Source organism: Lentilactobacillus kosonis (assembly GCF_003864335.1).
Classification (GTDB): Bacteria; Bacillota; Bacilli; order Lactobacillales; family Lactobacillaceae; genus Lentilactobacillus; species Lentilactobacillus kosonis.
The window spans coordinates 349,442-376,411 of record NZ_BEXA01000003.1 but is presented as its reverse complement, the minus strand read 5'-3'; the positions used below and the strand labels follow the sequence as shown (position 1 = coordinate 376,411).

At 38.2% G+C, this 26,970-nt stretch carries 33 protein-coding genes and 5 pseudogenes; all 38 read left to right on the top strand.

Going from position 1 to position 26,970, the window contains the following annotated elements:
- Nucleotides 1-168 precede the first annotated feature (168 nt).
- The 38 genes and pseudogenes from NBRC111893_RS07325 to pduB all read left to right on the top strand — a co-directional run bounded on the left by NBRC111893_RS07325 (nucleotide 169) and on the right by pduB (nucleotide 26,965).
- Nucleotides 169-654 carry an ECF transporter S component gene (locus tag NBRC111893_RS07325; RefSeq protein ID WP_225417662.1) on the top strand — a complete coding sequence of 162 codons (486 nt, stop codon included), beginning with the start codon at nucleotides 169-171 and terminating at the stop codon, nucleotides 652-654.
- Nucleotides 651-1,730, top strand: coding sequence for a threonine-phosphate decarboxylase CobD (gene cobD / locus NBRC111893_RS07320; RefSeq protein WP_125008545.1), 1,080 nt, complete (start codon nucleotides 651-653; stop codon nucleotides 1,728-1,730). The genes NBRC111893_RS07325 and cobD overlap by 4 nt, the downstream gene beginning before the upstream one ends.
- A gap of 18 nt (nucleotides 1,731-1,748) precedes the next feature.
- Complete coding sequence (locus tag NBRC111893_RS07315; protein WP_125008544.1) at nucleotides 1,749-3,107, top strand: cobyrinic acid a,c-diamide synthase CobB; 1,359 nt, start codon at nucleotides 1,749-1,751, stop codon at nucleotides 3,105-3,107.
- Entirely contained in the window at nucleotides 3,108-4,076 is a 969-nt protein-coding gene (gene cbiB, locus NBRC111893_RS07310; RefSeq protein WP_125008543.1) for an adenosylcobinamide-phosphate synthase CbiB, read from the top strand. It begins immediately after the preceding gene.
- An 18-nt stretch (nucleotides 4,077-4,094) separates the two neighbouring features.
- Nucleotides 4,095-4,748 carry a cobalt-precorrin-8 methylmutase gene (locus tag NBRC111893_RS07305; RefSeq protein ID WP_125008542.1) on the top strand — a complete coding sequence of 218 codons (654 nt, stop codon included), beginning with the start codon at nucleotides 4,095-4,097 and terminating at the stop codon, nucleotides 4,746-4,748.
- 10 nt (nucleotides 4,749-4,758) lie between these two features.
- Nucleotides 4,759-5,888 (top strand): annotated as a pseudogene (cbiD, locus tag NBRC111893_RS07300) (cobalt-precorrin-5B (C(1))-methyltransferase CbiD).
- Complete coding sequence (locus NBRC111893_RS07295; RefSeq protein WP_125008541.1) at nucleotides 5,885-6,484, top strand: cobalt-precorrin-7 (C(5))-methyltransferase; 600 nt, start codon at nucleotides 5,885-5,887, stop codon at nucleotides 6,482-6,484. Before cbiD ends, NBRC111893_RS07295 begins: the two are co-directional and overlap by 4 nt.
- Nucleotides 6,477-7,037 (top strand): decarboxylating cobalt-precorrin-6B (C(15))-methyltransferase, encoded by a 561-nt coding sequence (locus tag NBRC111893_RS07290; RefSeq protein WP_125008540.1) that lies wholly within the window; start codon nucleotides 6,477-6,479, stop codon nucleotides 7,035-7,037. The genes NBRC111893_RS07295 and NBRC111893_RS07290 overlap by 8 nt, the downstream gene beginning before the upstream one ends.
- A gap of 5 nt (nucleotides 7,038-7,042) precedes the next feature.
- The gene (locus NBRC111893_RS07285) at nucleotides 7,043-7,822 is read left to right on the top strand and encodes a cobalt-precorrin-4 methyltransferase (RefSeq protein ID WP_125008539.1); all 780 of its coding nucleotides are present in this window, start codon (nucleotides 7,043-7,045) and stop codon (nucleotides 7,820-7,822) included.
- The gene (locus NBRC111893_RS11400; protein ID WP_225417660.1) at nucleotides 7,803-8,039 is read left to right on the top strand and encodes a hypothetical protein; all 237 of its coding nucleotides are present in this window, start codon (nucleotides 7,803-7,805) and stop codon (nucleotides 8,037-8,039) included. Before NBRC111893_RS07285 ends, NBRC111893_RS11400 begins: the two co-directional genes overlap by 20 nt.
- 73 nt (nucleotides 8,040-8,112) lie before the next feature.
- Nucleotides 8,113-8,373, top strand: coding sequence for a hypothetical protein (locus NBRC111893_RS11395; protein ID WP_225417659.1), 261 nt, complete (start codon nucleotides 8,113-8,115; stop codon nucleotides 8,371-8,373).
- Nucleotides 8,370-8,870, top strand: coding sequence for a cobalamin biosynthesis protein (locus NBRC111893_RS11390; RefSeq protein WP_225417657.1), 501 nt, complete (start codon nucleotides 8,370-8,372; stop codon nucleotides 8,868-8,870). Before NBRC111893_RS11395 ends, NBRC111893_RS11390 begins: the two co-directional genes overlap by 4 nt.
- Nucleotides 8,871-8,874: 4 nt before the next feature.
- Nucleotides 8,875-9,600, top strand: a complete 726-nt coding sequence (gene cobJ, locus NBRC111893_RS07275) for a precorrin-3B C(17)-methyltransferase (RefSeq protein ID WP_125008538.1) — start codon at nucleotides 8,875-8,877, stop codon at nucleotides 9,598-9,600.
- On the top strand, nucleotides 9,597-9,794 hold the full coding sequence (locus tag NBRC111893_RS11865) for a precorrin-6A/cobalt-precorrin-6A reductase (protein ID WP_225417654.1): 198 nt from the start codon (nucleotides 9,597-9,599) through the stop codon (nucleotides 9,792-9,794). Before cobJ ends, NBRC111893_RS11865 begins: the two co-directional genes overlap by 4 nt.
- A 43-nt stretch (nucleotides 9,795-9,837) precedes the next feature.
- Nucleotides 9,838-10,332, top strand: a complete 495-nt coding sequence (locus tag NBRC111893_RS07270; RefSeq protein ID WP_261341436.1) for a precorrin-6A/cobalt-precorrin-6A reductase — start codon at nucleotides 9,838-9,840, stop codon at nucleotides 10,330-10,332.
- 10 nt (nucleotides 10,333-10,342) lie between these two features.
- Nucleotides 10,343-11,722, top strand: coding sequence for a uroporphyrinogen-III C-methyltransferase (gene cobA / locus NBRC111893_RS07265; RefSeq protein ID WP_125008537.1), 1,380 nt, complete (start codon nucleotides 10,343-10,345; stop codon nucleotides 11,720-11,722).
- Nucleotides 11,715-12,491, top strand: coding sequence for a sirohydrochlorin cobaltochelatase (locus NBRC111893_RS07260; RefSeq protein ID WP_125008536.1), 777 nt, complete (start codon nucleotides 11,715-11,717; stop codon nucleotides 12,489-12,491). The genes cobA and NBRC111893_RS07260 overlap by 8 nt, the downstream gene beginning before the upstream one ends.
- Nucleotides 12,484-12,678 carry an SAM-dependent methyltransferase gene (locus tag NBRC111893_RS12140; protein ID WP_369689716.1) on the top strand — a complete coding sequence of 65 codons (195 nt, stop codon included), beginning with the start codon at nucleotides 12,484-12,486 and terminating at the stop codon, nucleotides 12,676-12,678. The genes NBRC111893_RS07260 and NBRC111893_RS12140 overlap by 8 nt, the downstream gene beginning before the upstream one ends.
- Complete coding sequence (locus NBRC111893_RS07255) at nucleotides 12,675-13,184, top strand: precorrin-2 C(20)-methyltransferase (RefSeq protein ID WP_369689715.1); 510 nt, start codon at nucleotides 12,675-12,677, stop codon at nucleotides 13,182-13,184. Before NBRC111893_RS12140 ends, NBRC111893_RS07255 begins: the two co-directional genes overlap by 4 nt.
- A gap of 16 nt (nucleotides 13,185-13,200) precedes the next feature.
- Nucleotides 13,201-13,949 (top strand): annotated as a pseudogene (locus NBRC111893_RS07250) (energy-coupling factor ABC transporter permease).
- Nucleotides 13,946-14,269 carry an energy-coupling factor ABC transporter substrate-binding protein gene (locus NBRC111893_RS07245; RefSeq protein WP_125008535.1) on the top strand — a complete coding sequence of 108 codons (324 nt, stop codon included), beginning with the start codon at nucleotides 13,946-13,948 and terminating at the stop codon, nucleotides 14,267-14,269. The pseudogene NBRC111893_RS07250 and the gene NBRC111893_RS07245 overlap by 4 nt, the downstream one beginning before the upstream one ends.
- A gap of 9 nt (nucleotides 14,270-14,278) precedes the next feature.
- On the top strand, nucleotides 14,279-14,974 hold the full coding sequence (cbiQ, locus tag NBRC111893_RS07240; protein ID WP_125008534.1) for a cobalt ECF transporter T component CbiQ: 696 nt from the start codon (nucleotides 14,279-14,281) through the stop codon (nucleotides 14,972-14,974).
- Entirely contained in the window at nucleotides 14,971-15,795 is an 825-nt protein-coding gene (locus tag NBRC111893_RS07235; protein WP_125008533.1) for an energy-coupling factor ABC transporter ATP-binding protein, read from the top strand. Before cbiQ ends, NBRC111893_RS07235 begins: the two co-directional genes overlap by 4 nt.
- A gap of 13 nt (nucleotides 15,796-15,808) precedes the next feature.
- Nucleotides 15,809-17,310 (top strand): annotated as a pseudogene (locus NBRC111893_RS07230) (cobyric acid synthase).
- Nucleotides 17,311-17,324: 14 nt separating this feature from the next.
- On the top strand, nucleotides 17,325-17,771 hold the full coding sequence (locus NBRC111893_RS07225) for a precorrin-2 dehydrogenase/sirohydrochlorin ferrochelatase family protein (protein WP_125008532.1): 447 nt from the start codon (nucleotides 17,325-17,327) through the stop codon (nucleotides 17,769-17,771).
- Between the two features lie 15 nt (nucleotides 17,772-17,786).
- Nucleotides 17,787-18,092, top strand: a complete 306-nt coding sequence (locus tag NBRC111893_RS11860; RefSeq protein WP_261341435.1) for a glutamyl-tRNA reductase — start codon at nucleotides 17,787-17,789, stop codon at nucleotides 18,090-18,092.
- Nucleotides 18,037-18,261: a hypothetical protein gene (locus NBRC111893_RS11855; RefSeq protein ID WP_369689714.1), complete on the top strand. Its 225-nt coding sequence runs from the start codon at nucleotides 18,037-18,039 to the stop codon at nucleotides 18,259-18,261. Before NBRC111893_RS11860 ends, NBRC111893_RS11855 begins: the two co-directional genes overlap by 56 nt.
- A 133-nt stretch (nucleotides 18,262-18,394) precedes the next feature.
- The gene (locus NBRC111893_RS11375) at nucleotides 18,395-19,048 is read left to right on the top strand and encodes a glutamyl-tRNA reductase (protein ID WP_230402951.1); all 654 of its coding nucleotides are present in this window, start codon (nucleotides 18,395-18,397) and stop codon (nucleotides 19,046-19,048) included.
- A gap of 4 nt (nucleotides 19,049-19,052) precedes the next feature.
- Entirely contained in the window at nucleotides 19,053-19,964 is a 912-nt protein-coding gene (gene hemC / locus NBRC111893_RS07215; RefSeq protein WP_125008531.1) for a hydroxymethylbilane synthase, read from the top strand.
- 25 nt (nucleotides 19,965-19,989) lie between these two features.
- A complete protein-coding gene (gene hemB / locus NBRC111893_RS07210) occupies nucleotides 19,990-20,973 on the top strand; it encodes a porphobilinogen synthase (RefSeq protein ID WP_125008530.1) in 984 nt (327 codons plus the stop codon).
- A 2-nt stretch (nucleotides 20,974-20,975) separates the two neighbouring features.
- A pseudogene (gene hemL / locus NBRC111893_RS11370) lies at nucleotides 20,976-22,253 on the top strand (glutamate-1-semialdehyde 2,1-aminomutase); the annotation flags it as partial.
- Nucleotides 22,245-23,003 (top strand): AIR synthase related protein, encoded by a 759-nt coding sequence (locus tag NBRC111893_RS11365; protein ID WP_369689719.1) that lies wholly within the window; start codon nucleotides 22,245-22,247, stop codon nucleotides 23,001-23,003. The pseudogene hemL and the gene NBRC111893_RS11365, both read left to right, overlap by 9 nt.
- Nucleotides 23,003-23,587: a bifunctional adenosylcobinamide kinase/adenosylcobinamide-phosphate guanylyltransferase gene (gene cobU, locus NBRC111893_RS07200; RefSeq protein WP_125008528.1), complete on the top strand. Its 585-nt coding sequence runs from the start codon at nucleotides 23,003-23,005 to the stop codon at nucleotides 23,585-23,587. The genes NBRC111893_RS11365 and cobU overlap by 1 nt, the downstream gene beginning before the upstream one ends.
- Before the next feature lie 9 nt (nucleotides 23,588-23,596).
- Nucleotides 23,597-24,373 carry an adenosylcobinamide-GDP ribazoletransferase gene (locus tag NBRC111893_RS07195; RefSeq protein WP_125008527.1) on the top strand — a complete coding sequence of 259 codons (777 nt, stop codon included), beginning with the start codon at nucleotides 23,597-23,599 and terminating at the stop codon, nucleotides 24,371-24,373.
- Nucleotides 24,370-24,951: an alpha-ribazole phosphatase gene (gene cobC / locus NBRC111893_RS07190; RefSeq protein WP_125008526.1), complete on the top strand. Its 582-nt coding sequence runs from the start codon at nucleotides 24,370-24,372 to the stop codon at nucleotides 24,949-24,951. Before NBRC111893_RS07195 ends, cobC begins: the two co-directional genes overlap by 4 nt.
- Before the next feature lie 296 nt (nucleotides 24,952-25,247).
- Complete coding sequence (locus tag NBRC111893_RS07185) at nucleotides 25,248-25,652, top strand: uroporphyrinogen-III synthase (RefSeq protein WP_125008525.1); 405 nt, start codon at nucleotides 25,248-25,250, stop codon at nucleotides 25,650-25,652.
- A 246-nt stretch (nucleotides 25,653-25,898) separates the two neighbouring features.
- Nucleotides 25,899-26,185, top strand: a pseudogene (locus NBRC111893_RS07180) (BMC domain-containing protein).
- Between the two features lie 93 nt (nucleotides 26,186-26,278).
- Complete coding sequence (gene pduB, locus NBRC111893_RS07175) at nucleotides 26,279-26,965, top strand: propanediol utilization microcompartment protein PduB (RefSeq protein ID WP_125008524.1); 687 nt, start codon at nucleotides 26,279-26,281, stop codon at nucleotides 26,963-26,965.
- Nucleotides 26,966-26,970 lie beyond the last annotated feature (5 nt).

Sequence of the window (26,970 nt, the reverse complement as noted above, 5' to 3'; positions counted from 1 at the left end):
AATTGTATGCGAAATAGTGCAATTAGGATAATTTGGTTGATGTCTAAGACTATTATATCAATAGTTCTGTAAGCGCTTGACCGAGTTTGTGAAACATTTTACTCTTAGAAAAGAAATAAATTAAAAGGGATGGTTATATTGGGAAGTACAGTTAATAGAACACGGTTGATGAGAATCGTATTAGCAGCAGTCTTTTTAGCATTATGTGTGGTTGGAGCAAATGTCAAATTAATGGGATCTATTGCATTAGATTCTTTTGCGGCATTTTTGGGAGCCATTGTGCTAGGCCCTGTTGATGGAGCGGTTTTGGGATTCTTTGGTCACATGATTTCAGCATTGCTTGCTGGATTTCCGCTGACATTACCAATTCACTTGATTATTGGTGTGTTAATGGCGATTTGTATGGCAGCGTTTGGATACATTAGAAAACGGTTTGGTCGCGATAAATTGTCAGTTATTTTGGTTTCTGATGTAATTGCTTATGTGATTAATGTACCGCTGGAATTGGTATTGATGTATCCCTTACTAAAAGGAACCATTGTGGCATTCTTCTTGCCACTCACAATTGCTACAATTGTTAACTTAGTTATATGTGAAATATTATACAAAATCTTTGCTAAGCGATTAGCTCCATTCATGGGTGATGTGAAGTGAGACAAATAGTTCATGGCGGCAATCGTGAAAAAATCGCCAAAGATTTAGGCAAAGATGAATCAGAATTAATTGACTTCAGTGCCAATATCAATCCCTTAGGAATTTCTGATGTAGTTCTACAGGCCATTAAGGATGCAACTTCTAAGATAGTTGACTATCCAAATCCCAATTATCCTAACTTGAAACAGGCGATTGCCAAACAATTTAATGTCAGGATGGATGATGTGTTTGTAGGTAATGGGGCGGTGCAATTGATTTTTGATGTGACTAGCTCATTGAACTTACAAAATGCCCTAGTATTGTCCCCAACTTTTGGTGAGTACGAACGGGCATTTAACCGGCTGAATATGAAAGTTGATCACTTTGTACTTTCTCAGGATGACGACTTTAAGGTCGATGTAGATCGATTAATTTTAAAACTTAAGGAAAATAGTGAAATTGATCTGGTGTGTATTTGCAATCCTAATAATCCAACCGGGCAAGTGGTACCGAATAACCAAATGGTTAAATTAGCTAATTTTTGTTCTAAACATAATATCTGGCTTGTTATTGATGAAGCATTTATGGACTTGACCACAGAGAGTGATGAGAGCTTTTTAAGAAGTTTGACTGAGCCACTTCCAGTCATTGTTTTAAGATCGGCAACCAAATTTTTTGCAATTCCAGGCTTGCGACTTGGGTTTGCAATTACTAAGAATGCTGAAATGAAAGCGCGAATGATTGAACAACAAGAACCTTGGTCGGTTAACACGTTTGCTGATGCTGTTGGTACGGTAATGTACACGGATAAGGATTATATTAATAAAACTCAAAAATGGTTTCGAAAGGAAAACGCCTATTTGGGTGCTGAGCTTCGAAAAATCCCTCAAATCCACGTTTTCCCATCTAGTACAAACTATTTTTTAATTAAAGCTAATTCAAATCAACTTAGAGAAAAGTTATGGGGAGAGAATATCATGATTCGTTCCTGCAAGGATTATCTTGGATTGGATGATTCATATTTTAGAATTGCGGTTAAATCACACCAAAATAACGTGAGTCTTATTGAAAAGTTGAAAAAGGTAATTGCAGATTAATTTTTGGGGGTGTGGGTCATGAAAAGCATCATGATTTCTGGCGTTACCAGTGGATCTGGTAAAACCAGTATAACTTTAGGATTATTAAAACTGTTATCTGAAAAAATGCGGGTTCAACCATATAAAGTCGGTCCTGACTATGTTGATATCAAGTTTCACTCTAGAATCACCGGCTTAAAGTCAAGAAACCTTGATAGTTTCCTAGTTCCAGATAGCCAAGCCCTGAAGTGGCTTTTTTCTCATCAAACTAATGACGTTGATATGGGGATCATCGAAGGTGTTATGGGTCTGTATGACGGCTTGGGAACTGATAAGGATGCTCATAGTAGCGCTAGTATTGCTAAGTCATTGGGAATTCCGGTGGTCTTAGTTGTGGATGGTCATGCGGCATCAACTTCAGTGGCGGCGATTGTTAGAGGATTTATAGACTTTGACGAGCAAGTTAATATCGCAGGAGTAATTATTAATAACCTCAAATCTGAACATCATTTCCAATTAATAAAAAGAGCGGTTGAACGATATGATAATATCCCGGTTTTAGGTTACTTACCATTTTCAGAAGACATTGCTTTACCGTCTCGTCAGCTTGGCTTGGTTCCGGATAATGAAATGCCAGGAATTGATAAAAAAATTGCTAAAATTGCTGAATTAATGTCTGAACATGTGGATTTGAATCAGTTATTAGATTTAGCAGTTGATGTTGAGACCAATGTTGACGATCCTTTCAAAGAAATGAAGACCTCCCTTAATTTAGGGATTGCAATGGATGATGCATTTAATTTTTACTATGACGATAATTTGAGATTGTTGAAGCAAGTTGGAATCAACCTCGTACCATTTAGCCCAATTAAGGATCGGAAATTACCAGATAATGTTGATGCGCTATACATTGGCGGTGGGTATCCGGAAGAGTTTGCTAAGGAATTATCAGAGAATCACTCGATGAGGACGTCAATTAAAGAATTTTCAGATAGTGGTAAATCAATATTCGCTGAGTGTGGTGGCTTAATGTATTTAGGCTCAGACCTGACTACAGATGATGGGACGTATGAAATGGTTGGAGTGATTGCAGGTAAAAGTGAGATGACTCCTAGACTTAGAAAGTTTGGATACTGCGTAGCCAGACCATTGCAAGATTGCTTGATTGGCGACTCAGGAATGACAATTAGGGGACATGAATTTCACCATTCTAACTTTGTCCCCGATGAAAATACTTCAAGCGTTCTTCAGATGAGTAAAGAAATCGATGGCGAGACAACTAGTAAATGGCCAGGCGGATATCAAGTTAACAATACGTTTGCTAGTTATCTTCATATGCATTTTTACCAAAATCGTGAATTGTTTGCGAAGTTTTTACAAAATATGGGGGCTAAATAGATGCTATATGTTGAAATGCTGATCTGTGGGTTCGCCCTAGACCTAGTATTAGCTGATCCACCAAGTTGGCCTCATCCAGTAAAATTAATTGGCAAACTAATTGCACTCTTTACATGGATATTCAATCGAGATTCGATTCCATCATGGTTAAAGCAAATTTTTGGTGCATTTATTTGGATCGTTACAGTTGGATTATCGTTCGGCTCAGTTCTTCTAGTCATGTGGTTATTCACACTGATTTCGAATAATACCCAAGTAGTATTGCTCTTCCAATTTATTTTTGGGAGCTACATTTCTTATACATGTTTATCAGTAAAGGGACTGGCCGATGCGGCTAAGTCGATAGTTGACTGCTTGCGAGCCGATGACTTAACAGCAGCCAGAAATCAAGTCGGCATGATTGTTGGTAGAGATACGGAGACTCTGAGTAAAGAAGAGGTTTGCAAAGCCACTATTGAGACGGTCGCTGAAAATACATGTGACGGGGTAATTGCACCAATGATATATCTGGCCATTGGTGGACCTGCATTAGGAATTGCATATAAAGCGGTTAATACGCTTGATTCGATGATTGGTTATAAGGATAAAAAATACGCAGATATTGGTAAAGTTTCTGCATTGTTGGATGATGTGTTTAATTATGTTCCGGCAAGGGTTACGTGGTTAGTATTACTGTTAGCTGTTAGGGTTTTAGGTTATGACTTTAAGGATGCATTGGCAGTCGGTAGAAAAGATCGCGAGAATCACAGCAGCCCTAACAGCGGCTTTTCAGAATCCGTGGTCGCTGGGGCGTTGAACTTAACGCTTGGCGGCCCACATACTTATTTTGGTAAACCGGTCTCAAAACCATTTATTGGTAATGGTTCTCAGGTAGCGGGTTACCAAGAAATCTTAAAAACTAATCGTATTTTATATGTTAGTGCATTGGAAAGCGTATTAATAATTTCAATAATCTCGATAATTATTTAAAGGAAAAGGTGTTTTGTAATGACAAATAATCACTATATTACTGTGCCAAATAAAATCACAGAAAAAAGTTTTGAAATGATTCATGATGAAATTAATAAAATTGACCCGAATTATAAATTCAATTCACCGATTGAAGATGCGATTATTACTCGGGCCATACATACTACTGCGGATTTTGATTACATGCATTCATTAAGCTTTACCGATGATGCAATTTCAAAAATCAAACACGCAATGTTAAATGGCGGAACGATCATTACCGATACCACTATGGCTTTATCTGGAATTAATAAACGAAAACTAGATGAACTTGGCTGTAACTATAAGTGTTTCATTAGTGATCCAGAAGTTTTCAAAATGGCTGAAGAAAAGGGAATCACTCGTTCAATGGCAGCAATCGAGGTAGCAGCAAAATTACCAACCGAAAAGGTATTTGTTATCGGTAACGCTCCAACCGCCGTTTACAAAATTCTTTCAATGATTGATGAGGGTCGCTTAGACGTTAACGCAGTTATTGGGGTGCCGGTAGGATTTGTTGAAGCTGCTGAAAGTAAGCAGGCCTTAGATGAAAGCAATACGCCTTCCATTGCGGCTCTCGGCAGAAAAGGCGGCAGTAACTTAGCTGCAGCCTTAACTAACGCAATTCTTTATAACTTGGACATTATTGAATGAGGTGATCGTAGTGGCAGAAGATGATGATTACGTTTACTACAACGGTAGGAAGTTAAGAAAAGGATTCACGACTGGAACTACAGCAACCGGGGCAACTGTCGCCGCCCTGCAAGCTCTTTTAAAACAGCAAGAACAGGTCATTGTTGAAGTAAATGCTGCAAATGGTAAACGAGCTCGGTTTGATGTTGAGGAGTGTACATTTGATCATGACCATGCCTCTGTAGCGATTAAAAAGATGGTGGTGATGATCAAGATGCCACCCATGGAATGCTGATATATTCAACAGTAAATCTTCGCGATGACAATCAAATTACTCTAGATGGTGGGATTGGAATTGGCAGAGTTACTGAAGAAGGTCTTGCAAATAAGCCAGGGTTAGCCGCGATTAATCCTACCCCCACTCGAATGATTAAGGAGAGCGCCAGAAAGATATTAGGCGCTGATCGTGGAGCGGATATTGTTATCTCGGCTCCTGAAGGCGAACGGGTTGCTAAACTGACATATAACCCCAAGCTTGGAATTGTTGGCGGTATTTCGATTTTAGGAACTAGTGGTGTTGTTACGCCAATGTCTGAGGAAAGTTGGAAACATTCAATTTCTATTGAAATGAACATTCATAAGCAACGTGGCGAAGATACATTAATCTTGACGCCAGGTGAATATGGAGAAGATTTTGTTAAGGATGAAATGAATATTTCACCAGATAAAGTGGTTCAAATGAGTAACTTTGTCGGGTACGTGCTTAAGGAAGTTCAACGTTTAGAATTTAAGAAGGTTTTGATTGTTGGAGATCTTGGTAAATTAATTAAGGTCGCTGGAGGAATCTTTTCAACCCACAGTAAGGATGCAGATGCCAGAGCCGAAATCATGGTTGCTAACTTAGCCCTTGAAGGCGTCCCAAATGAATTTTTAAAGGAAATCTACGAATGCAAAACCACGATTTCAATGACTAATAAAATCCAGGAAGCCGGTTATGACCACGTCTTCCAACGAATCGTAGATCGGATCAAATACCGAATCGATAAGTTATTGTTGCACCATGGCTCAGAGGTTGACACGGAAGTTGTTATCTTTTCAAGGAGCATTGGTTATCTTGGTTCAACTAAACCCCTACCTGAAATTCAGGAGGAGTGGAAATGATAACTATCGCTGGAATTGGCCCAGGTGATTCACAACTTAGAGTTTATGGGGTTGAATCTTGCTTAGCTGACGCTGACGTAGTGGTAGGTTCAGTTCGTCAGTTAGACACTTTGAAGATTGACCAGAATAAACGGATGAAGCTACCAAAACTGTCAGATTTAAGAGAATACGTTAATAACCACCTTAGCTTGAATATTATCTTGTTGGCATCAGGAGATCCATTAATGTATGGAATTGGGACCTGGGCAATTAATAACTTTGGTAGAGAAAATGTCAGGATCTTACCCGGAATTAGTTCGATTCAGTACTGCTTTCACCGATTTGGACTTTCCGAAAATGATACATTCTTCACTAGTAGCCATGGACGCAAACCGGATTTTGATTTCTTATTAATGCATCAACAGGTTGGCATGGTAACCGATGATGAAATCGGACCATACGAAATTGCAGCAGAAATCAGGCGGAGACATCAGCATCGAATGATTTATGTTGGTGAAGATCTCAGTTATCCGACTGAAAAATTATCAATTTTTGATGAAACAAATGTTGAGAATCGTAAATACAAATTGAATGTGGTGATTATAAAAAATGCGTGATAATGAGTTTTTGAGAAATAAAGTGCCAATGACTAAATCAGAAGTCAGAGCGATTAGTATTGATAAATTGAAATTACAAGATAAAAAATCAATGCTCGACATTGGCTCAGGAACCGGTAGTGTGAGCATTCAAGCAGCAATTGAAGACCCTAAGTTACAGGTAACTGCGATTGAACATAATCCAGATGGAATCGATATTATGAATCAAAACATTGAGAAATTTAATATTCATAATATCAATTTGATTGAGGGGGAAGCCCCCGATGACCTTCCCGATGATGAGTATGATGCAATCTTTATCGGTGGTAGTGGTGGAAACCAAGCTGAGATTATCGATTACTCAATCAAGCATCTTAAGGTAGGAGGAACCTTGGTTCTCAACTTTATTTTGTTTGAAAATGCTCAAAGTGCAGTTGACTTGATTGCCACTCAACCATTAGAGAATGTTGAAGTGATCCAAGCAGCCATTTCTAAATGGCATAGCTTAGGTAAAGGACATTACTTTAAACCACAAAATCCAACAATAATAATTAGTGCAACAAGAAAGGGATAAATATTATGACAAAAGTTAGTTTTATTGGAGCCGGACCTGGAGATACAGATTTAATTACTCTTAAGGGATATAAACGTTTAGCCGATGCCGATATCATTATTTACGCCGGCTCATTAGTTAACCCAGAGTTACTAGATTACTGTAAGGAAGGCGCTGAAAAATACGATAGTAAGTCAATGACGCTTGAAGACATTATCAACACAATGGCTAAAGGAATTGCTGAAGACAAAAAGGTCGTTCGTCTACAAACTGGTGACTTCTCGATTTATGGTTCTATTCGTGAACAAGTTGAGGAATTGAGAAAATTAAACATTGAATTTGAATGTATTCCAGGAGTTAGTTCCTTCTTAGGTGCTGCCTCAAGTATGGGAGTTGAATACACTGTGCCTGAAGTATCACAAAGTGTTATTATCACTCGAATTTCTGGAAGAACTCCAGTACCAGAAGATGAATCGCTTGAAAAGCTAGCTTCACATCATACTTCAATGGTTATCTTCCTGTCAGTTCAAAGCATTCAAAAAGTTGTTAAGCAGTTGATAAGGGGTGGATATACAGAAGAAACTCCTGCGGCGGTTATTTACAAAGCAACTTGGGAAGACGAAAAGACAGTCAGAGGAACCTTGGCTGATATTGCTCATAAAGTAAAAGAAGCTGGTATTTCAAGAACCGCTTTGATTATGGTCGGCGATTTCTTGGGTGATGAATATAATTATTCAAAACTATACGATGAAACATTCACTCATACCTACAGAAAAGGCATTAAAAATGCTACAAAGTCAGAATAAGATTTGCCTAATTTCTCTGACGTCAGGTGGCAGTAAATTAGCAAGAAACATTCATGATCAAATACCGGGTAGTGCGTTGGTTATTCCAGCAAAGTACGCAATTGATGGTGAGTCAGGGTACGCTAAAGGCGGCTTCACAAAGGAATTTGAGAATGCTTTTAGGTCCTTTGATTGTGTGGTTTGTATCATGGCTACCGGGATTGTTGTTCGAAGTTAAGTTCATTAGTTGAAGATAAAACTGTTGATCCAGCGATATTAGTAGTTGATGAACTAGGAATCATGTAATTAGCTTGCTGTCTGGCCACGTCGGTCGGGCAAATGAATATACAAGAGATCTGGCTGAATTAATTGGTGCTGATCCTGTTATTACGACAGCAACCGATACTGAAAACGTTGCAGCAATTGATACCTTGTCCCAGTCAGTTAATGGTTGGTATCCAGATTTTAAGGCTAATACGAAACTTTATAATGGCTTGCTGGCAGACCATAAACCAGTTGGAATCTATGTTGATCCCGATTTGAGAATTTTGAATTCAACTCTAAAGGGATGACCGCTCTGACGTACGATGAACTGATCAATAAGGATTCGGATTATCCAACCGTGATCATTTCAGATAAAAATTCATTTCCAAAGTTAAACAACAACCTACAGATTGTTCCTCAAGTTAATGTTTTAGGAATTGGTTGTCGCAAAAACGTTACTTTTAAAATGATGCAAGATGCGTTCAATCAATTCTGTAACAATAATAATTTAGTTTGGAAATCGATTAGTAAGTTGGTTTCAATTGATGTAAAGCAACACGAAGCAGCAATCCATTATCTTGCAAGTGTATTAGGGGTCGAGTTTGAAACTTATAGTGCCATGCAGTTAAAGGATGTTTCACAACATTATCCAACATCTAAATTTGTTGAGAAGACGGTTGGGGTTGGCAATGTTGCTAACTCAGCTGCCGAATATGCTACTGGAAACAGAACTTTAAAAAAAGACAAAGAATCACTCGATGAAGTGACGATGGCTTTGAGTAGAGCCCATCAAGAAAGGAAGTAAAAATATGTTATACGTTGTAGGTTTAGGACCAGGATCAAAAGATAATATGAGTCAAGAAGCCCTCGGAGTATTCGATAAAGTGGATACAGTTGTGGGTTATATCACTTACATGCACTTAGTTGAGGATTTGATCCAAGGCAAAGAGATGGTTACAACCGGAATGCGTGGGGAAGTTGAACGTTGTGAAAAAGCGATTGAACTAGCAGCTGAAGGTAAAAACGTTGCGATTATTTCCAGTGGTGATGCCGGAATTTACGGTATGGCTGGTTTGATTTTTGAATTATTGAAGAGCAAAGATCAAAAATTGGACGTTAAGATTATTCCTGGAATTACAGCTAGTGTGGCCGCTGCTGCTGCATTAGGGGCACCATTAATGAACGATTTTTGTCATATTAGTTTGAGTGATTTGATGACCCCTTGGGAAGTTATTGAAACAAGACTTGAAGCAGCTGCTAAGGGTGACTTTGTCATTTGTCTGTATAACCCAAGAAGTAAGGGAAGACCTCACCACCTTAGAAAAGCATTGGACATCATGCTTAAGTACAAATCAGAGGATACAGTTGTGGGGATTGGTAAAGATGTTGATCGTTCTAAAGAAATTGAAAAAGTTACCACTATCAAAGATTTGGATGAAGAAGAAATTAATATGACCACGGTAGTCATCGTTGGTAATAAGAATAGCTATGTATACGATGGCCACATGGTAACTCCTAGAGGATATACACTATGATTTTGCTGCTTGGGGGTACGAGTGAAAGTTTAGAAATTGCGGATAGCTTTAATGATGCCAATTTAGACTTTATCTTGTCAGTTACAACCGATTATGGGGCTGAAGTTGCATCAAAGCATGCAAAATATGTATCAAATATGTTACTGCTTCCTAGCCTAATTCATGATTTTTTAAGACTAACCAGATTGATTTAATCGTTGATGCGACTCACCCTTTGCTAGAAGTATTTCTACTCACATGATGGAAGCATCATTAACTGAAGATGTTCCCTATATTAGGTATGAACGAGAAGAAATTCCTGAACAAGGTCAATTTTTAAAAGTCGTTAAGAGTATTGAAGATGCAATTAAGTTATTGGAAGATAATCAAGATCAAGTTTACTTATCAACTGGGAGTAAGACAGCACCTGACTTTGCATCAGTGTTGGGAGTTGAGCGGTTACACGTACGAGTCTTACCAACCACGAATGTTCTTGAAAAATTGACAGATGCCGGTTTTCAAGCAAACCAAATTGATGCACTTCAAGGACCATTTACTACGGCATTAAATATGGAATTGTTCAAAAGATCTGGTGCTCAAGTAGTGATCACTAAGGCCAGTGGGACTCAAGGCGGAGTTCAAGAAAAAATTGCTGCGTGTGAACAGTTAGGAATTCTATGTATCGTTGTTGAACGACCACAATTAAATTATCCAGTGGTGTGCTCAGATGTTCACTCGCTGTTGGAAAGGTAGGGGAATTTGAATGAATGGGATGGTCTCATTAATCGGTGCTGGTCCAGGAAACGTTGAATTAATCACTGTTTTAGGACAGCGACGACTTAGAGAAGCCGATGTTATTCTGTATGATCGGCTAATTGATCCTGCCATAATGGCATCGTCGGATGCTGAAAAAATTAATGTCGGTAAGTTGCCCCATCACCATCAGTATAGCCAGTATGAAATCAATGATCTGTTGGTTAAGTTAGCTAGTGAGGGCAAACGGGTTGCTAGGTTAAAAGCTGGTGATCCATATGTCTTTGGCCGGGGTGGTGAAGAGGCCCAGTATTTAAAGAAACATGGGATAGAAGTTGAAGTTGTTCCCGGAATTACTAGCGCGATTGCTGGATTAGCATCAGTTGGAATTCCAATTACTCATCGTGACTTTGCATCTAGTTTTCATATTATTACCGCCCACAAGAAAAAGGATGGGTCTGAATTGGATTGGCAAAACATTGCTAATTCTGAGGGGACCTTAGTCTTTTTAATGGGTATGGAACAATTAGCCAACATTTCCACGAATTTAATTGGTAATGGTCGATCACCACAAACACCAGTTGCTGTAATTCAATGGGCAACTCAATGGCGCCAGAAGTCCATTGTTTCTGACTTAGCAAACGTAGTTACCGATGTAAATAACGCTGGTTTAGGTTCACCAGCATTAATTACAGTTGGGGATGTTGTAAAAGTTGCTGACGAACTGATGCCCCAGCTACCATTACAGGGCAAACGGATCATGATTCCTTATAGCAAGCGTAAGAGAATGTTCAACAAGCTCACAGATGCTGGCGCTTCATTAACGTTCTTTAAACGACCTGAAGCTAAGCAAGTATCTTTTGAGCTTCCGGACATTAATGAAGAATTAAACCTAGATTTTGACAATCCAACTAGTGCCACACTATTTTTACAACATTTGTTTAATGCGGGTGTTGATATAAGACAAACAAGTAACTGGCACTTTGTAACTAATGGTCCGAAAACTAGGCAGGTTTTCGAAGATAGTGGAATTCTTCCCGTTACTGAACCGGTATTGGGAATTAAAATTTTAAACTATCGGGAATATGTGATAGGTCACCATCAGTCAGAAGTACAAAATACAATCGTTACTGATGAGAGGCATAATTCTAACATTCAGGTGGATCTTGACGAAGTCGATTCAATCATTTTTCCAAGTACTAACGTGGTTGAAGAAATATCGGCTGGAGTCGATGCAGCTAGTCGGAAAAGTCTAGTTATCTTTGCCCTCGGCCAGAAGGTCGCTGACAGAGCAACTGCGCTTGGTTGGGAGAATGTTGTTGAATTGATTCCAAATATTGAAACGTTAGTTAGCCAAATGATTAGTAATGGAGGCTATGTTCATGACTAAGGCAATATTAGTAGTTAGTTTTGGGACAACATATCCTGAATCTCGTGAGAAAACAATCGGCGCGGTTGAAAAACGGATTGCTGACAACTTCAAAGATGCTAAGGTATTTAGAGCATTCACCTCAAAGATTGTAATTAGTCGGATTTCTAAAAATGAAGGGATTCAGATTGATAATCCAGAAGCCGCGGTTAAGCGAATTATTGATTTAGGTTTCGATGAATTAATGGTTCAACCACTGCATTTACTTTCGGGAATTGAATATAAGTCCCTTCAAGAAGTGATTGATCAAAACCGACCTAATTTTAAAAATGTTATCGTCGGGAAACCACTTCTAAGTGATTTTTCGGATTACGAATCAGTAATCAACTTTATTCATGGTTTACAAGCAAAAGATGATCCTAAATCATTAGTGTTGATGGGCCACGGAACTTCGGATAGTCAGTTTTCTGCATATGCATGTTTAGATCACATGCTTTTAAATACAAAGACCTTTATGGCTGCGGTTGAAAGTTATCCCGATATTGATGGCGTTATTCAAAGAATAATTGATCAAAATATTTCTGATGTGGTTTTACAACCATTCATGATTGTCGCTGGTAATCACGCCCATGAAGATATGATTGGTGAAAGTCCAGATTCTTGGCAGTCTAAGTTTAAAGCAAACGGAATCAATGTAGATTTTAATTTGACTGGATTAGGAGAATATCCGGAAATCCAACAGATGTTTGTAAATCATTTAGTTAATGCGATGGAGGAAAATAATGGCTAAATTTTATGGAATAGGAATTGGACCTGGTGATAGTGAGCTAGTAACAGTTAAGGCTGCTAACACAGTTAAGTCACTTGATATTTTATATACACCTAAAGCACATAATGATTCGTTAAGTACCGCTGAAAAATTGTGGAGCCTTATATTTCAGACAAAACTGAAATTAAGCGTCGCCGGTTTCCAATGATTAAAGATTTAGAAGAAAAGCAAAGGGCGTGGAATCTTGTTTCAGATGAGATTATTATCGATGTCAAAGCCGGCAACAATGTTGGCTTTGTTACTTTGGGTGACGCTTCAGTGTACAGCACGTATACATATTTGCTTAATATCATTGGTGATCAGATTCCTGTCGAAACGATTGCTGGAATTGCTTCATACACCCAAATTGCAGCTCAGTTGTCAATTCCATTAATGATTGATGAAGAGATGTTGGAAGTATTACCTGCAACGGCTCCAATGGATAAAATTTCAGCCGCAATTGATGTGAACGATAACATTGTTATTATGAAAATTTCAGCTCATTCAAAGGCCATTTATGACTTGATCAAAGATAAGAATTTACTTGATAAGGCCGTGTTAGTTCAAGGTGCCTCGATGGCTGAAGAAAAAATTACACCATTTAATCAAATCGATCCAGCAGCGAAATTACCATATTTCTCAACATTGTTAGTTAAGAAGAATTTTGTGTTTTAAAGGAGGAGAATATCCAATGGAAAAACAATCGAACAAATTATTAATTCAATCACTTGCGATTAGTGGCTTCGCATTCTTATGCTATTTTTTATATCCCACTACTACGAATGCAATGCACATTATGGAGGGAATGTTACCGCCAAGATGGTGTATTTTCTGGTTTGCGCTTAGTGCACCATTCTTTATTTATGGATTATATAGAATGGGTAAGATAGTTAAGTCTTCAGAGCAAAATGCAAAGGTAATGCTAGCACTTTGTGGAGCGTTTGTGTTTGTCTTATCTTCATTGAAGATGCCTTCAGTTACCGGTTCGTCATCTCACCAACTGGAGTTGGACTAGGAACCGTGATGTTTGGTCCCGGGGTCATGGCTGTTTTGGGAGTAATCGTGTTATTATTTCAAGCTCTATTATTAGCCCATGGTGGTTTAACAACGTTGGGGGCAAATTGTTTTTCAATGACGATTGTGGGTCCATTCGTTGGTTTTGCAGTTTACAAAGTTTGTCGGGCATTAAAAGTTAATCGTTCAGTTTCACTTTTCCTTTGTGCCATGCTGGCTGATTGGTCAACATATGTAACAACATCCTTTCAATTGGCAGTAGTCTTTCCAGACCCCTCAAGTGGTGTTGTTGGGGCAGCAATTAAGTTTTTGAGTATTTATGCAATTACTCAAATTCCATTAGCTATTGCTGAAGGTCTATTGACTGTTGTGGTTTATAACTTAGTGATTAGTAACAACCTTTGGAAGGAGAATCAATTGGCATGATGAGTAAGACAAAACAAAATGTTATTTTACTAGTTCTGGTATTGGCATTAGTTATTGCCCCATTCATTGTTGCTAGTAACGGTAAGTTTGGTGGGAGCGATGATCAAGGAACTGAACAAATTTTTAAGAATGATCCCCATTATAAGGTGTGGGCGCATCCGCTATGGACACCACCTTCGGGAGAAATTGAAAGTTTGCTATTCACAGTTCAAGGCAGTTTAGGTACTGGTATAATTGCCTATGTTATTGGAAATGCCCATGGTAAGCGAACCGCTGCAAAAGCAAAAGGTAAGAGAGACGAAAAAGAAGAAACTAAGTAGGTGATCGTCATGATGGTAATAGACAAATATGCTTATTCCAATCGATTAGTTAATTGGAGCCCTAAAACTAAGGGGTTATTATGGTTGTTAATTATGGTTGGGGCCTTTCAGCCCGTCATTTGGTTTAAGTGTGTTTTAGTCGTAGTAACTGCTTGGTATACCATGTATGTTACTAAAGTGGGTTTTTCAAGATATATTAAGTGGTTCTACGCGCTATTGCCATTCCTACTTCTTAGTATCATCGGAATTGTATTTACTATGTCAGCTGAGAGGGCTAGTATCTACTTTCCAATACATATTTTTGGACACTATTTTGGAGTGTCAAAAGTTATGCTACCGGAAGGACTAAAGCTGGGAATACGGGTGTTAACTGCAGTCGTAGGCACTTATTGGTTTGCTCTGACAACACCATTTCAACAAATAATCGAGTTACTGGTTTCGTTACGGTTACCTAAACTTTTAATTGAAGAAACGATGTTAATGTACCGGTTTATCTTTATATTTATCGATTCATTTGAACAAATATATCGAGCCCAAAAGCTTAGGTTTGGTTATCGTAACTTCAAGGTATCGCTTAGATCATCCGGAATTCTGGTTAAGATGTTATTTGAACAAATAATTATTAATTATCAGGCAATGGTTCATGCATTGGATGCGAAATTATACAATGGCGATTTTGATGTTAGAAAGAGTGATCATAAATGATAGAGTTTAAAAATGTTGAATTCTCATATGAAAAGGGCGCACCAATTTTAAAAGATATTAATTTAAAACTCGGTGATACTTCAGAAGAAGTTATTGGAATTCTGGGACCTAATGGAGCAGGGAAATCAACTATGTTTCTAAACTTGGTTGGGATGTTAAAACCAACCAAGGGAGAAATCTTGGTTGATGATCAGCCAATCAAGTATTCCAAAAGAGGCTTAAATGAGTTAAGAAGGAAGATTGGAATTGTTTTCCAAAATTCTGACCAACAAATCTTTTATTCAATAGTTCAAGATGATATCACATTCGCATTGCACAACTTGGGCGTCGAGGAATCGATTATTCAAGAGCGGTTGCAGCAAGTATTGATCGATTTAGACATCGTAAAATTGAAGGATAGACCTGTGCAATATTTAAGTGGTGGCCAGAAAAAAAGAGTCGCTATTGCAGGAATCTTAATTCTTAATTCTGAATGGATTCTGTTAGATGAGCCAACGGCGGGATTAGATCCAGACGGTAAGCAGCGTATGGTCAAGTTGATTGCTTTACTAAAATCAAAAGGTCAAAAAATAATCGTATCCAGTCATGATATGGATTTTATGTATGAAGTATGCGACCATTTTCACATTTTACAAGATGGTCAAATAGTTAAATCAGGAACTAAGGATTCAGTTTTTAGAGATGAAGGATTCTTAAAATTATGTAAATTAGAACAACCGTGGTTAGTAAGAATTCATGAAAAGCTAGGGTTGCCATTGTTCGCTAACGAACAAGAATTTAACCAGTTTAATAATTTAGCACAAACGACTACTGAGAAATGACGAGGTGATAACGTTGACTACTATGAAAGTAATGTTTCAAGGCACAGCATCTGATTCAGGTAAGAGTTGGGTAGCCGCTGCGCTTTGTCGGGTACTAAAACGGCAAGGATTACGGGTTGCTCCATTCAAATCGCAAAATATGGCTTTAAATTCTTTCATTACCAGTGAAGGATTTGAAATGGGACGTGCTCAAGTGTTTCAAGCTGAAGCAGCTAAGGTTGCCCCAGATGTTAGAATGAATCCAATTTTACTTAAGCCAACAACTGATTCAGATTCTCAAGTAGTTATTATGGGAAATGTCTATGGTAACATGGACGCTGCTTCTTATCAGAGATTCAAACCAAAGTTAAGAACTAAGGTCGGAGAAATATTTAACTCGCTAGCAAGTGAAAACGACGTCATGGTGCTTGAAGGTGCCGGTAGTCCAGCAGAAATTAATTTGAATGAGAATGATATTGCTAATATGGGCATGGCCCGGATTGCTGATTCGCCAGTAATTTTAGTGGCTGACATTGATCGTGGTGGTGTGTTCGCATCGATTTATGGAACGATTAAGTTATTGCCTCTTGAAGACCAAAAACGGATCAAAGGAATTATTATTAACAAATTTCGTGGAGACCCAAGTTTGCTAACCTCCGGAAATGATATGATTGAAGAATTAACTGGGGTTCCAGTACTCGGTGTTCTGCCAATGACAGACGTTGACTTGGATGATGAAGATAGCGTTGCTTTGACTAGTAAACGATTGCTAAAAGATGATACCAAGGATATTGATATTGCAGTAATTTCATTATCAAAATTTCTAACTTTACTGATTTTCATAGTTTAGAGATTCAACCTGACGTTTCAGTCAGATACGTTAGACATGTAAGTCAACTTGGTAATCCAGATCTTCTAATCATCCCTGGAAGTAAGAACACGAATGAAGATATGGCATTTCTTAGAGATAGCGGATTAGATCAAGCAATCATCAATGCTCATAATAATGGTAGCTTGGTAATCGGAATTTGTGGTGGTTACCAGATACTGGGCGAGCAATTATCAGACCCAGAACATGTTGAATCAGCATTATCTGAACAACATGGGTTGGGATTGCTTTCAGCGTCGACAGTGTTTACTGATACCAAGACGACGACGCAAGCTGTTGCCAAGGTTGATGACCAGACCCTAAAGGGATACGAAATTCATATGGGCAAGACGGTCCTCTTTGGAACAACAAAGCCGTTCTCAACAATTATTTCAACTAACGGTAAGGCCGAAGACCGTCCAGATGGTGGAGTTAATGATGATCAGACCGTGTTTGGCACTTATCTGCATGGAATATTTGATAACTCTGTTTGGACACGGAAATTGTTAAACGATATCCGATCATCAAAAGGGTTAGCACCTTTACCTAATGAAGAAGAGTCGTTCTTACAATATAAGGAAGAACAGTACGAAAAACTAGCCGATGTTTTCGAAGAAAACGTTGATATGGACAGAATATCCGAAATTTTAAAACAGTCCGGTGAATAATAGGGAGCAGATTGATGAAGGAACCGTACCCAATTCTAATTGATATTGCCAATAAAAAGATCGCGGTTGTGGGCGGGGGAAACGTTGCTGCAAGAAAAGTTGCCGGTCTTTTGGCAAAAAATGCTAAAGTTACCGTGATTAGTCCAGCGATTAGCGATAAAATTGATAGTGCTAAGGTAACGTGGATTAAAAAGAAATATGAGCGATCATTAGTCGAAAACATGGAATTGATTTTTGCCTGTACCGATAATAATGATGTCAATGAACAGATTGTTGCTGAAGCTAGTCAGTTTCAACTGGTTAATAACACCAGTAATAAGCAACAATCAAGTTTCTATAATTTAGCGGTCATTGAAGAAAATGGAATTATGATAACTGTTTCGACCAACGGGGATTCTCCTAGTAAGGCCAAACAGATAAAAAACAAGATTAAGCAATGGTTAAGTAGTAGTTTAAGTTAATGAAGGGGAAAAGGCATGTTTGTAATTTATATTGGATTAGACTTTAAAAAGTTGCCGTTAGATATCAGAGAAAACTTTGTATTCTCAAAAAGTGAATTACCAGCAGCTAACAGTGCATTAAATTCGGAAAAAAGTATCCTAGAAAATGTTATTCTATCGACTTGTAATCGGACCGAAATTTACGCAGTTGTTGATCAAATCCATACTGGGCAGTACTACCTTAAGCGATTTCTTGCCCGGTGGTTTAATGTATCATTAAAAGAAATTGAAAAATTTGGCAGTTATTCAATCAAAACGGGACGCGATTACTCATTTATTTGAAGTTACAACAGGTCTTGATTCACTAAATGTCGGTGAAGTTCAAATTCTTGGGCAAGTCAAGAATGCATTTGCGATTAGCGAAAAGCGGCAGACTGTAGGGGCTATTTTCAACACTTATTCAAACAAGCGATTACCTTCTCTAAAAAAATGCATACGGAGTATCGAATGACAGAACTTTCGATGACTTCCTACCAAGCGGGATTGCATGAGATCAAAGCGCATTTAGGAACATTAACTGGTAAAAGGTTAGCAGTTGTCGGACTGGTGAAATTGGTAGACACGTAATCGAAAATGCTAGCACAATGGGATACGATGAAATCGTTGTGTATAATCGGACTATGGCAAGTGCGGATGAAATTGCTAGTGAATTTCCTTCGGTGACTGCCAGAGAGTTTGGTAAGTTAACTGAAGATATTGATAATTTCGATGCCGTTGTTGCTGCAACATCGAGTCGACGAGCAATTTTAGAATTAGATGGCTCGTATTCACGACTTCAGGTTGCAGTTGATCTTGGAGTGCCAAGAAATATTCATATAAATAATGATGTCGATAACATTCATGGTTATAACATCGACGATTTAGATGGTATTTTAGTCGCTAATTCAGATTTAAAACACGACATGATTGAACAAGTTAAGCAGTTTATTCCCCAAGCGGTTGAAGAATTTTATGTCTGGCAAAAGCAATTGCATGTTGTGCCAGTAATTAAACAACTTCGGGAATCTTCACTGTCAATTGAGGCTAATGCCTATGATAGTTTAATGCGAAAACTTCCTGATTTAGATGATCATGAGAAGAAAGTCATTAGCAAGCATATGAAGAGCATCATCAATCAAATTATCAAAGAACCAATTAAGCAGATTAAAGAGCTTTCTGTTCAAGACGATGCGAAAGTTGATTTGGACTTCTTTTGTGACATTTTTGGGCTACCAAAGAACTTTTTAAACGAGAGGTAAATTTATGAAATCTAAGTTTGTTGTTGGCTCACGAAAAAGTAATTTAGCACTTGTTCAAACTAGAATGGTTGTTAAGCAGTTAAGCCAGCTGAATCCTGATATTGAGTTTGAAATCAAAGAAATTACCACTGAAGGAGACGTCAGATTAAAAGAAAGTCTTCAAAAAATTGGTGGTAAGGGAGTTTTTATTAAGGAAATTGAGAATGAATTGGCAGAAGGTCAAATTGATTTTGCAGTTCATAGTTTAAAGGATGTTACTCCTGAACTTGATTCTCGAGTTACAATTGGTGCCATTTTGAAGCGAGCTTCGCCGTTCGATTTGCTCATTTCAAAGCAGAAGTTTGCCAGTTTAGCTGATTTACCAAGAGCAGCAAGAATCGGTACAAATAGTGTTCGCAGACAAGGACAGATCCTTCATCTACGAGATGATGTTTCGATTATTCCAATTCGAGGGAATGTTGAAACCAGAATTAACAAAATCGAATCTGAAAATCTTGATGGTGTCATTCTAGCGGAAGCTGGAATTAGCCGGTTAGGAATCGATATTAGTAAGTACAATGTGCTTAATTTAAAAAATGAGTTATTACCTGCTGCTGGCCAAGGTGCAATTGCAGTTGAATGTCGGGCAGCGGATAAAGACACTTTGAATCTTTTGAATCAGATCAATGACGAAGTAACTAGAAGATGTGTTGACATTGAACGGTCATTTTTAGATGGTCTTGGTGGCAGTTGTAATTTTCCAATTGGTAGCTTTGCCGAACCTAAGGATGATCAGATTAAATTTACTGGTTTGGTTGCATCTTCAGATGGTAAACACTTTGTTACTGATAGCGCATTAACTAAAGATGATGCAAATGTTGGCCGGGATATGGCCATCAAGATGCAAGCTAATGGAATAATGGATCTACTATATTAATGGGAATTAATTGAAAGGGAGTTTAATGATGAATTTTGATAGACACCGGAGACTTAGAAGTAGTGCAGCAATGCGAGATTTAGTTAGAGAAACCCACTTGAACAAAGATGATTTGATTATGCCAGTATTTGTTGATGCAAACATTACTGGGAAAACAGAAATTTCATCCATGCCGGGAGTTTTTCAATTTGGAATTGATTCAGTTTTAGACGAAATTGATGAGATTGTTAAATTAGGGGTTAAATCTGTTATTATGTTTGGCCTTCCCGACCATAAGGATGAAGTTGGTACTGGTGCTTGGGAGGACGATGGAATCGTTCAACAAGCAATTAGATTAATTAAGAAAAATTATCCTGAACTAATTGTGATTGCCGATACATGTCTTTGTGAATACACTTCAACTGGCCACTGTGGGGTAGTTAAAGATGGTGAAGTTCTTAATGACGAATCATTGACTTACATCACAAAAACAGCTGTTAGCCAAGTGAAGGCAGGAGCAGATATCATCGCCCCATCTAATGCAATGGATGGTTATGTTGCATCAATCAGAGCTGGTCTAGATGAGGCAGGTTTTATTAATACACCAATTATGTCTTATGCTGTTAAATATGCTTCAAGCTTCTATGGCCCATTTAGAGAAGCTGCAGACAGTTCACCAGAATTTGGTGATCGTAAGGGATATCAAATGGATCCAGCAAATCGGTTGGATGCTATGCGGGAAGTCCTTAGTGATGAAAAAGAAGGCGCTGATTTTGTAATGGTAAAACCATCAATGGCCTTTCTTGATGTAATGAGAGAAATTAAGAATCATACAGTACTACCATTAGTTGCTTACAACGTTTCTGGAGAATATTCAATGATTAAAGCCGCAGCTCAAAACGGTTGGATTGATGAAGACAAAATTGTTCAAGAAACCTTGGTAGGAATGAAGCGGGCCGGTGCTGATTTGATCATCACTTACTTTGCAAAAGATGTTGCAAAGAGAATCAATGAAGGAGAAAACTTTTAATAATGAATCCAACTGAGAATTCTAAAAATGCTTATATTGAAGCAAGCAAATACTTTCCTGGCGGGGTAAATAGTCCTGTTCGGGCTTTTAAGAATGTTGGTGGAAACCCACTTTTTATTGACCATGGAAAGGGATCACATATTTTTGATATCGATGGTAATGAGTATGTCGATTACGTTTTATCATGGGGACCACTAATTTTGGGGCATGCCGATGATGAAGTTGTTAAAGAATTAAAGGGCGCAGTCGAAAAGGGAACTAGTTATGGTGCGCCAACAACCTTGGAAACTGATTTAGCAAAAATGATTACTTCAATTGTGCCCTCAATTGAAATGATGAGAATGGTTTCATCAGGAACTGAAGCAACGATGAGTGCAATCAGATTAGCTCGTGGATTCACTAATCGTGAAAAGATTCTGAAGTTTGTTGGTAATTATCATGGTCATAGTGATTCACTGCTCGTGGATGCTGGATCAGGAGTTGCCACATTTGATATCAATACATCACCTGGTGTCCCTAAGGATTTGGCTTATGACACATATACCGTTGCATACAATGACATTGATGCAGTTAAGGAATTGTTTGATAACCATGGTGATGAAATTGCCTGTGCAATCGTAGAACCAATTGCTGGGAACATGGGAGTTATTCCTGGGACTCAAGCATTCTTGGATACGTTAAGAAGTGAAACGACTAAGCATGGCTCATTATTAATCTTTGATGAAGTCATGTCTGGCTTCCGGGCAGCCTTCCATGGTGCCCAATCACTATACAACATCACCCCAGACCTAACCACACTAGGTAAAGTGGTCGGTGGTGGACTTCCCGTTGGAGTATTTGGTGGTCGTAAAGATATCATGAGCGAAATCACTCCAGCCGGAAAAATTTATCATGCAGGAACGTTGTCTGGTAATCCACTGGCAATGACTGGTGGAATTAGTACTTTAAAACAGTTAAATGATGATTTGTATGCACAAATGATCGGTAAAGTTGATACCTTAACTGAAGGTATTAAAAAGGTTGCTGACCAAAATAACGTTCCGATTACTGTGCATCACGTCGGAACTATGTGGAGTTACTTCTTCAATGCCGGACCTGTGAATAACTTTGCGGATGTTCAAAAGAGTGATCAAAAGTTCTTTGCTAAATTCTTTAATGAACTAATTAAACAAGGAATTTACACCGCTCCTTCTGAATTCGAAACCAACTTTATGACTAGTAAACATACTGATGGAGACATCCAAAAGACAATCACTGCCTTCGATGTTGCTATGAAAAAGCTAAGGAATAAAGACATGACGCAGTTTAGAGATTTAACGTTAATTGGTTTGGGTGATAATAATTTAGCTATTGCCTGTGATGTCAGTGCTGGAATTGGTCATAAAGATTTAGATGAAGTTGACATTGATCCTGCTATTTCTGCCGCTTATTCACTTAGAGTCCCTTTGTTAGAGTTGATTTGCTTTGGAGCTACCCCGATTGCCGTTGTTGATACAATTGGTAATGAGATGAATCCAACAGGGAAAACGATTATTCAGGGATTAAAGGGCGAATTACAAACAGCAGGCTTAGATATTTCGATTAATGGAAGTACTGAAGATAATATGGTGACTAAAACCACATCAGTGGGGGTTACCGTAATTGGTAAGTATGATAAAAACATCAATGACTCACCACTTAATCAGGCAAGCATATATCAAATTGGTCGGCCATTGGTTGGTGAAGAAGTTAAAGCTAACTTGGACGGCATTTTCTCATACGACTTGGTAAGAACTATCAGAGATAACAGTCAGGTTGTTGATATGCTTCCGGTTGGTTCTAAGGGAATCGCCTATGAAGTGACTGAAATGGCTAAAACTCATGGATTAGCGGTGAATTCTGAATTGTTACAAGATGATTCTTTTCATAAATCAGCTGGTCCAGCAACGGTTGTTTTGGTTGCTGTTAAGAGTGACGGAAAGGCTGAGTTTGAACGAGCATTTCCTCAGACAAAATATTTGTTTAATCTTGATAAGGAAGTAAATAAATAATGAATAATATCGTTCTAGTAACCGGTGGTGCCAAAAGTGGCAAGTCTGAATATGCAGAGCAGTTAGCTATGGAGACCAAAGATGTCTGCTACATTGCTACCGGAATCAAGCTTGCCAACGATCCAGAAATGGATTTAAGAATTAAACGACACCAGGAACGCCGTCCGGATTCTTGGACTACTGAGGAACGATATGAAGGATTGGCGACATTTATTTCTAAATCGGCAGCAGAATTATTTTTGTTGGATGATGTCACTATGCTGGTAACAAATTTATTTTATAACTTTGTTAGTCCAACAAATGATTTCGCACAGATAGATGAAAAAATAGAACGTTTTTCGACCGACGATATTAACGCCATTAATAACCGAGTAATCCAGGAAATAAAGGCAATTATCACAGCTGTTAAGGAGAGCAACTCTAAGATAGTTTTGGTAACTAACGAAGTTGGCTTAGGGGTTGTGCCGGGCACTAAACAAACTAGAATTCTTCGTGATTTATATGGACTAGTTAATCAGCTTCTTGCAAAGGAATCATCTGAAGTTACGTTCGTAATTTCCGGGATACCTAATAAAATAAAGTAGGGGTTATATATGTTAAAGGGCTTAATATTGTATGCGCAGTTTTTTACTAGAATTTCCATTCCAGTAGAAATTCAGCATCCAGAGGAGAAATTCAAGAATAACATTCAATACTTTTCACTGTTTGGAATCATTCTAGGACTGATCGAGGCAGGAATCTTTTGGATTTGGTGTCAAATTTTTCCGATTTGGTTTGCATGGATCTTGTTCTTGATTGGTGATGGCATTATTACTGGCGGGTTCCATTTGGATGCCCTAGCTGATTCAGCAGATGGAATTTTTTCTTCGAGAACAGTCGACAAAATGCTCACCATTATGAAAGATAGTCGCCTTGGAACTATGGGAACCCTTGCATTGCTATATTTTTATGCCATTATGATCGGTCTAGGAGTTTGTTTGAGCAACGCTGGTTTTTCAATCTCTAAGATGTCATTATTAGCGGCAGTTGTGGTTATGTATGCTAAAACAGGAATTAGTTTTAACTTTTACAAGATGAAGTACGCCGGTAAAGGTGGCGGATTAGCCAGCATTTGGGAAGGCATATCAACTTGGAGAATTGTGTTCGATCAGATATTTGCAATGGTAGTCACATTCTTACTTTTAGGAATTTCGGGACTTATTAGTTACGTTGCTGTGTTCATAGTTGCCGTGTTGTATCGACGATATATTTATGGCCTTTTCAGTGGAATGACCGGTGATACAGTTGGTTGTTTTGCTGAAATTAGCCAAGTGGTATTCCTACTAGTTTACGTAGGGATAAATCTTTCTAACCTAGGTGGAATGTTGTGATAATTTATCTGACCCGACATGGAGAAACTGAACTGAATAAACAACATAAGTTTTACGGTGCGATGGATGTTGATCTTGATGATAAAGGTTATGAGCAAGCCCAAGAGTTAGCTGATAAACTTGCAGATTGTCAATTTCAAGTAGTGATCTCAAGTACGCTTAAACGAGCGGTTGCCACAACTGAAGTTATCTTAAATAATCGGCATAATATCCCGTGGATTAAAGATCCACGCCTAAATGAAATGGATTTTGGCGCATGGGAAGGCGCAGATGCTGACCAGATTGAAGCTGAATTTCCAGTCGAATGGCAGGCATGGTTGGATGATACTTTTGGGTATGTGCCACCAAAAGCCGAGGGATTTAAAAATTTTAAGCACAGGGTATTCAGTTCATTAGATGAGATTGTTTCTAAATATGGAAACCAAAGTATCTTGATAGTGGCTCATCAGGGCGTATTAAGATTAATTCACCAATATTTTGATAGTGATAGTAGTTTTTATGACGATAATTTTAAAGCTGGATACTACTCAGTGATAAACACTAATAATGGGGAGCTAAGCTTTGAAAGTAATTTGTAGGAGAAATTATGAATATTTTGATTACATATGCTGAAAGTAAGGTTAGTACAGAATTAAGAAGACGATTATCATCAGTTGGAAGGCCATTTTCGTTCCGTTCAATAGATTAGTACTTCAAGATATTTCTGAAGCAGATAATCGAATGATTGATACAAGTAGGTATCTCTTGGTAACAAGTAATTTCGTTGCTAATACAATAAAAAAGGCCATTTAATAATAAATCGTGATTCAATAATAATTGCACTAACGGCTAAGATTGCTGCCACAGTTCATCAGGGATTAATAATCACATCGTAGTGGCTAAAGATGCTGATGAAATGAAAATAATCGCTAGTTTAAAAGCCAATAATTTGCTGAAAACGACCGTGTTTTTGCGCGGAAACAAATCCCTCATTGATGATAGTGACATAAATATTAATCAGGTAATTGTATATCGGAATGAGTGGAGCCGAGCAGACCGGTTAGCGGTTATGAAACAATTAGGAACTCGAGATTATCAGAAAATCTTAGTTACTAGTCCGTCTAACTTTAGAAGGTTGATTGGAACAGATTTGTCATTTATAAATAGTGCTGAATACTATACTTTAGGCAAAGCAACGCAAAAGGTAATTAAGGATGTATTGGGTAGTAATGCTTACTGTGCCAAGGGATCTAAGCGGCTTGAGGATGCAATTTATAAGATTTATGATGATTCACTTTAATTGTTAGAAATGAAAATATTGACCATTAATGTTCTTTGCTGATGCAGAGAGTGTTAATGGTCGTTTTTTATTTTTGGAATGTTAAATTATTGTCTTAATTTGTATTTGTTTGTCATTGTGATGTTCTTATCAATCATAAAAAAGTGCAAAGTTCCCAAAATATTGCTATTTATTTTCAATATAATGAAAGTGCTTTCAGAAAAGAAAGTACACTAAATATTATATATATTAGGAGGATTTATTCTTATGGAACAAGAAGCTCTCGGATTAATTGAAACTAAAGGCTTAGTTGCATCTATCGAAGCTGCCGACGCAATGGTCAAGGCTGCTAATGTTGACCTTGTGGGTCAAGAAAAAATTGGTCATGGATTAGTTACTGTAATGGTTCGTGGGGATGTTGGAGCCGTAAAGCCGCTGTTGATGCTGGTGTAACCGCTGCGGAAAACATTGGTGAAGTTCTTTCTAACTATGTAATTCCTCGTCCACATACTGACGTTGAAAAGATTTTGCCAACAGGCTTGGACAAGAAGTAATAATTCTAAGCTTGAGCAACATACTTATTCGTCAAGATAAGTGATCGAAAGAGGAGGAAAGAAATTGAATAACTTCTAAATTCAACAAGTTCAATTCCAGAATTTGTTGGCTCAAGCGAAATTGGTGACACGATTGGAATGTGCATTCCCAGCGTTGATCCACTTTTACTTGACAACTTAAGAGTAAACAAAAAATATTCAGTCATTGGAATTCTAAGCGCCAGAACTGGTGCTGGTCCTCAAGTAATGGCAATGGATGAAGCTGTGAAAGCTACTAATACTGAGGTTATTGATATTGAATGGCCAAGAGATACTAAAGGCGGAGCAGGTCATGGTTCATTGATCATCATTGGTGGGTATGACCCTTCAGATGTTCGTCAAGCAATCCAAGTAGCATTAGATAATTTAAGCAGAACCTTTGGTGATGTTTACAATTCACCAGCAGGACATTTGGAGCTTCAATTTACTGCTAGTGCGGCTGGAGCTTGCCACGTTGCTTTTGGTGCTCCAATTGGCAAAGCTTATGGTCTTATCTGTGGCGCCCCAGCAGGTATTGGGGTAGTTATGGGTGATACTGCAGTTAAAACCGCAGGCGTCGATGTGCTATCGTTTGCATCTCCATCCCGCGGAACAAGTTTCTCAAACGAAGGGACTCTTCATATCAGCGGTGATTCTGGTGCTGTTAGACAGGCAGTTATGGCTGGTAGAGAAGTGGGTATTAAACTGTTGTCTGAAATGGGCGTTGAACCTAAGAATGATTTTCCTTCATACATTAAATAGCAAGG

Bases quoted from the DNA above. Each gene is read 5' to 3' on its own strand.
- hemB (WP_125008530.1), top strand. From the start codon at position 19,990: ATGATGAATTTTGATAGACACCGGAGACTTAGAAGTAGTGCAGCAATG.
- NBRC111893_RS11390 (WP_225417657.1), top strand. From the start codon at position 8,370: ATGACCGCTCTGACGTACGATGAACTGATCAATAAGGATTCGGATTAT.
- NBRC111893_RS12140 (WP_369689716.1), top strand. From the start codon at position 12,484: ATGGCTAAATTTTATGGAATAGGAATTGGACCTGGTGATAGTGAGCTA.
- NBRC111893_RS07245 (WP_125008535.1), top strand. From the start codon at position 13,946: ATGATGAGTAAGACAAAACAAAATGTTATTTTACTAGTTCTGGTATTG.
- NBRC111893_RS11865 (WP_225417654.1), top strand. From the start codon at position 9,597: ATGATTTTGCTGCTTGGGGGTACGAGTGAAAGTTTAGAAATTGCGGAT.
- NBRC111893_RS07295 (WP_125008541.1), top strand. From the start codon at position 5,885: ATGATAACTATCGCTGGAATTGGCCCAGGTGATTCACAACTTAGAGTT.
- NBRC111893_RS07325 (WP_225417662.1), top strand. From the start codon at position 169: ATGAGAATCGTATTAGCAGCAGTCTTTTTAGCATTATGTGTGGTTGGA.
- NBRC111893_RS07255 (WP_369689715.1), top strand. From the start codon at position 12,675: ATGATTAAAGATTTAGAAGAAAAGCAAAGGGCGTGGAATCTTGTTTCA.
- NBRC111893_RS11400 (WP_225417660.1), top strand. From the start codon at position 7,803: ATGCTACAAAGTCAGAATAAGATTTGCCTAATTTCTCTGACGTCAGGT.
- NBRC111893_RS07290 (WP_125008540.1), top strand. From the start codon at position 6,477: ATGCGTGATAATGAGTTTTTGAGAAATAAAGTGCCAATGACTAAATCA.
- hemC (WP_125008531.1), top strand. From the start codon at position 19,053: ATGAAATCTAAGTTTGTTGTTGGCTCACGAAAAAGTAATTTAGCACTT.
- cbiB (WP_125008543.1), top strand. From the start codon at position 3,108: ATGCTATATGTTGAAATGCTGATCTGTGGGTTCGCCCTAGACCTAGTA.
- NBRC111893_RS07195 (WP_125008527.1), top strand. From the start codon at position 23,597: ATGTTAAAGGGCTTAATATTGTATGCGCAGTTTTTTACTAGAATTTCC.
- NBRC111893_RS07305 (WP_125008542.1), top strand. From the start codon at position 4,095: ATGACAAATAATCACTATATTACTGTGCCAAATAAAATCACAGAAAAA.
- NBRC111893_RS07235 (WP_125008533.1), top strand. From the start codon at position 14,971: ATGATAGAGTTTAAAAATGTTGAATTCTCATATGAAAAGGGCGCACCA.
- cobJ (WP_125008538.1), top strand. From the start codon at position 8,875: ATGTTATACGTTGTAGGTTTAGGACCAGGATCAAAAGATAATATGAGT.
- NBRC111893_RS11860 (WP_261341435.1), top strand. From the start codon at position 17,787: ATGTTTGTAATTTATATTGGATTAGACTTTAAAAAGTTGCCGTTAGAT.
- NBRC111893_RS07315 (WP_125008544.1), top strand. From the start codon at position 1,749: ATGAAAAGCATCATGATTTCTGGCGTTACCAGTGGATCTGGTAAAACC.
- cobU (WP_125008528.1), top strand. From the start codon at position 23,003: ATGAATAATATCGTTCTAGTAACCGGTGGTGCCAAAAGTGGCAAGTCT.
- NBRC111893_RS11375 (WP_230402951.1), top strand. From the start codon at position 18,395: ATGGGATACGATGAAATCGTTGTGTATAATCGGACTATGGCAAGTGCG.
- cbiQ (WP_125008534.1), top strand. From the start codon at position 14,279: ATGATGGTAATAGACAAATATGCTTATTCCAATCGATTAGTTAATTGG.
- NBRC111893_RS07270 (WP_261341436.1), top strand. From the start codon at position 9,838: ATGATGGAAGCATCATTAACTGAAGATGTTCCCTATATTAGGTATGAA.
- NBRC111893_RS07225 (WP_125008532.1), top strand. From the start codon at position 17,325: ATGAAGGAACCGTACCCAATTCTAATTGATATTGCCAATAAAAAGATC.
- NBRC111893_RS07260 (WP_125008536.1), top strand. From the start codon at position 11,715: ATGACTAAGGCAATATTAGTAGTTAGTTTTGGGACAACATATCCTGAA.
- NBRC111893_RS11365 (WP_369689719.1), top strand. From the start codon at position 22,245: ATGAAAAAGCTAAGGAATAAAGACATGACGCAGTTTAGAGATTTAACG.
- NBRC111893_RS07285 (WP_125008539.1), top strand. From the start codon at position 7,043: ATGACAAAAGTTAGTTTTATTGGAGCCGGACCTGGAGATACAGATTTA.
- cobA (WP_125008537.1), top strand. From the start codon at position 10,343: ATGAATGGGATGGTCTCATTAATCGGTGCTGGTCCAGGAAACGTTGAA.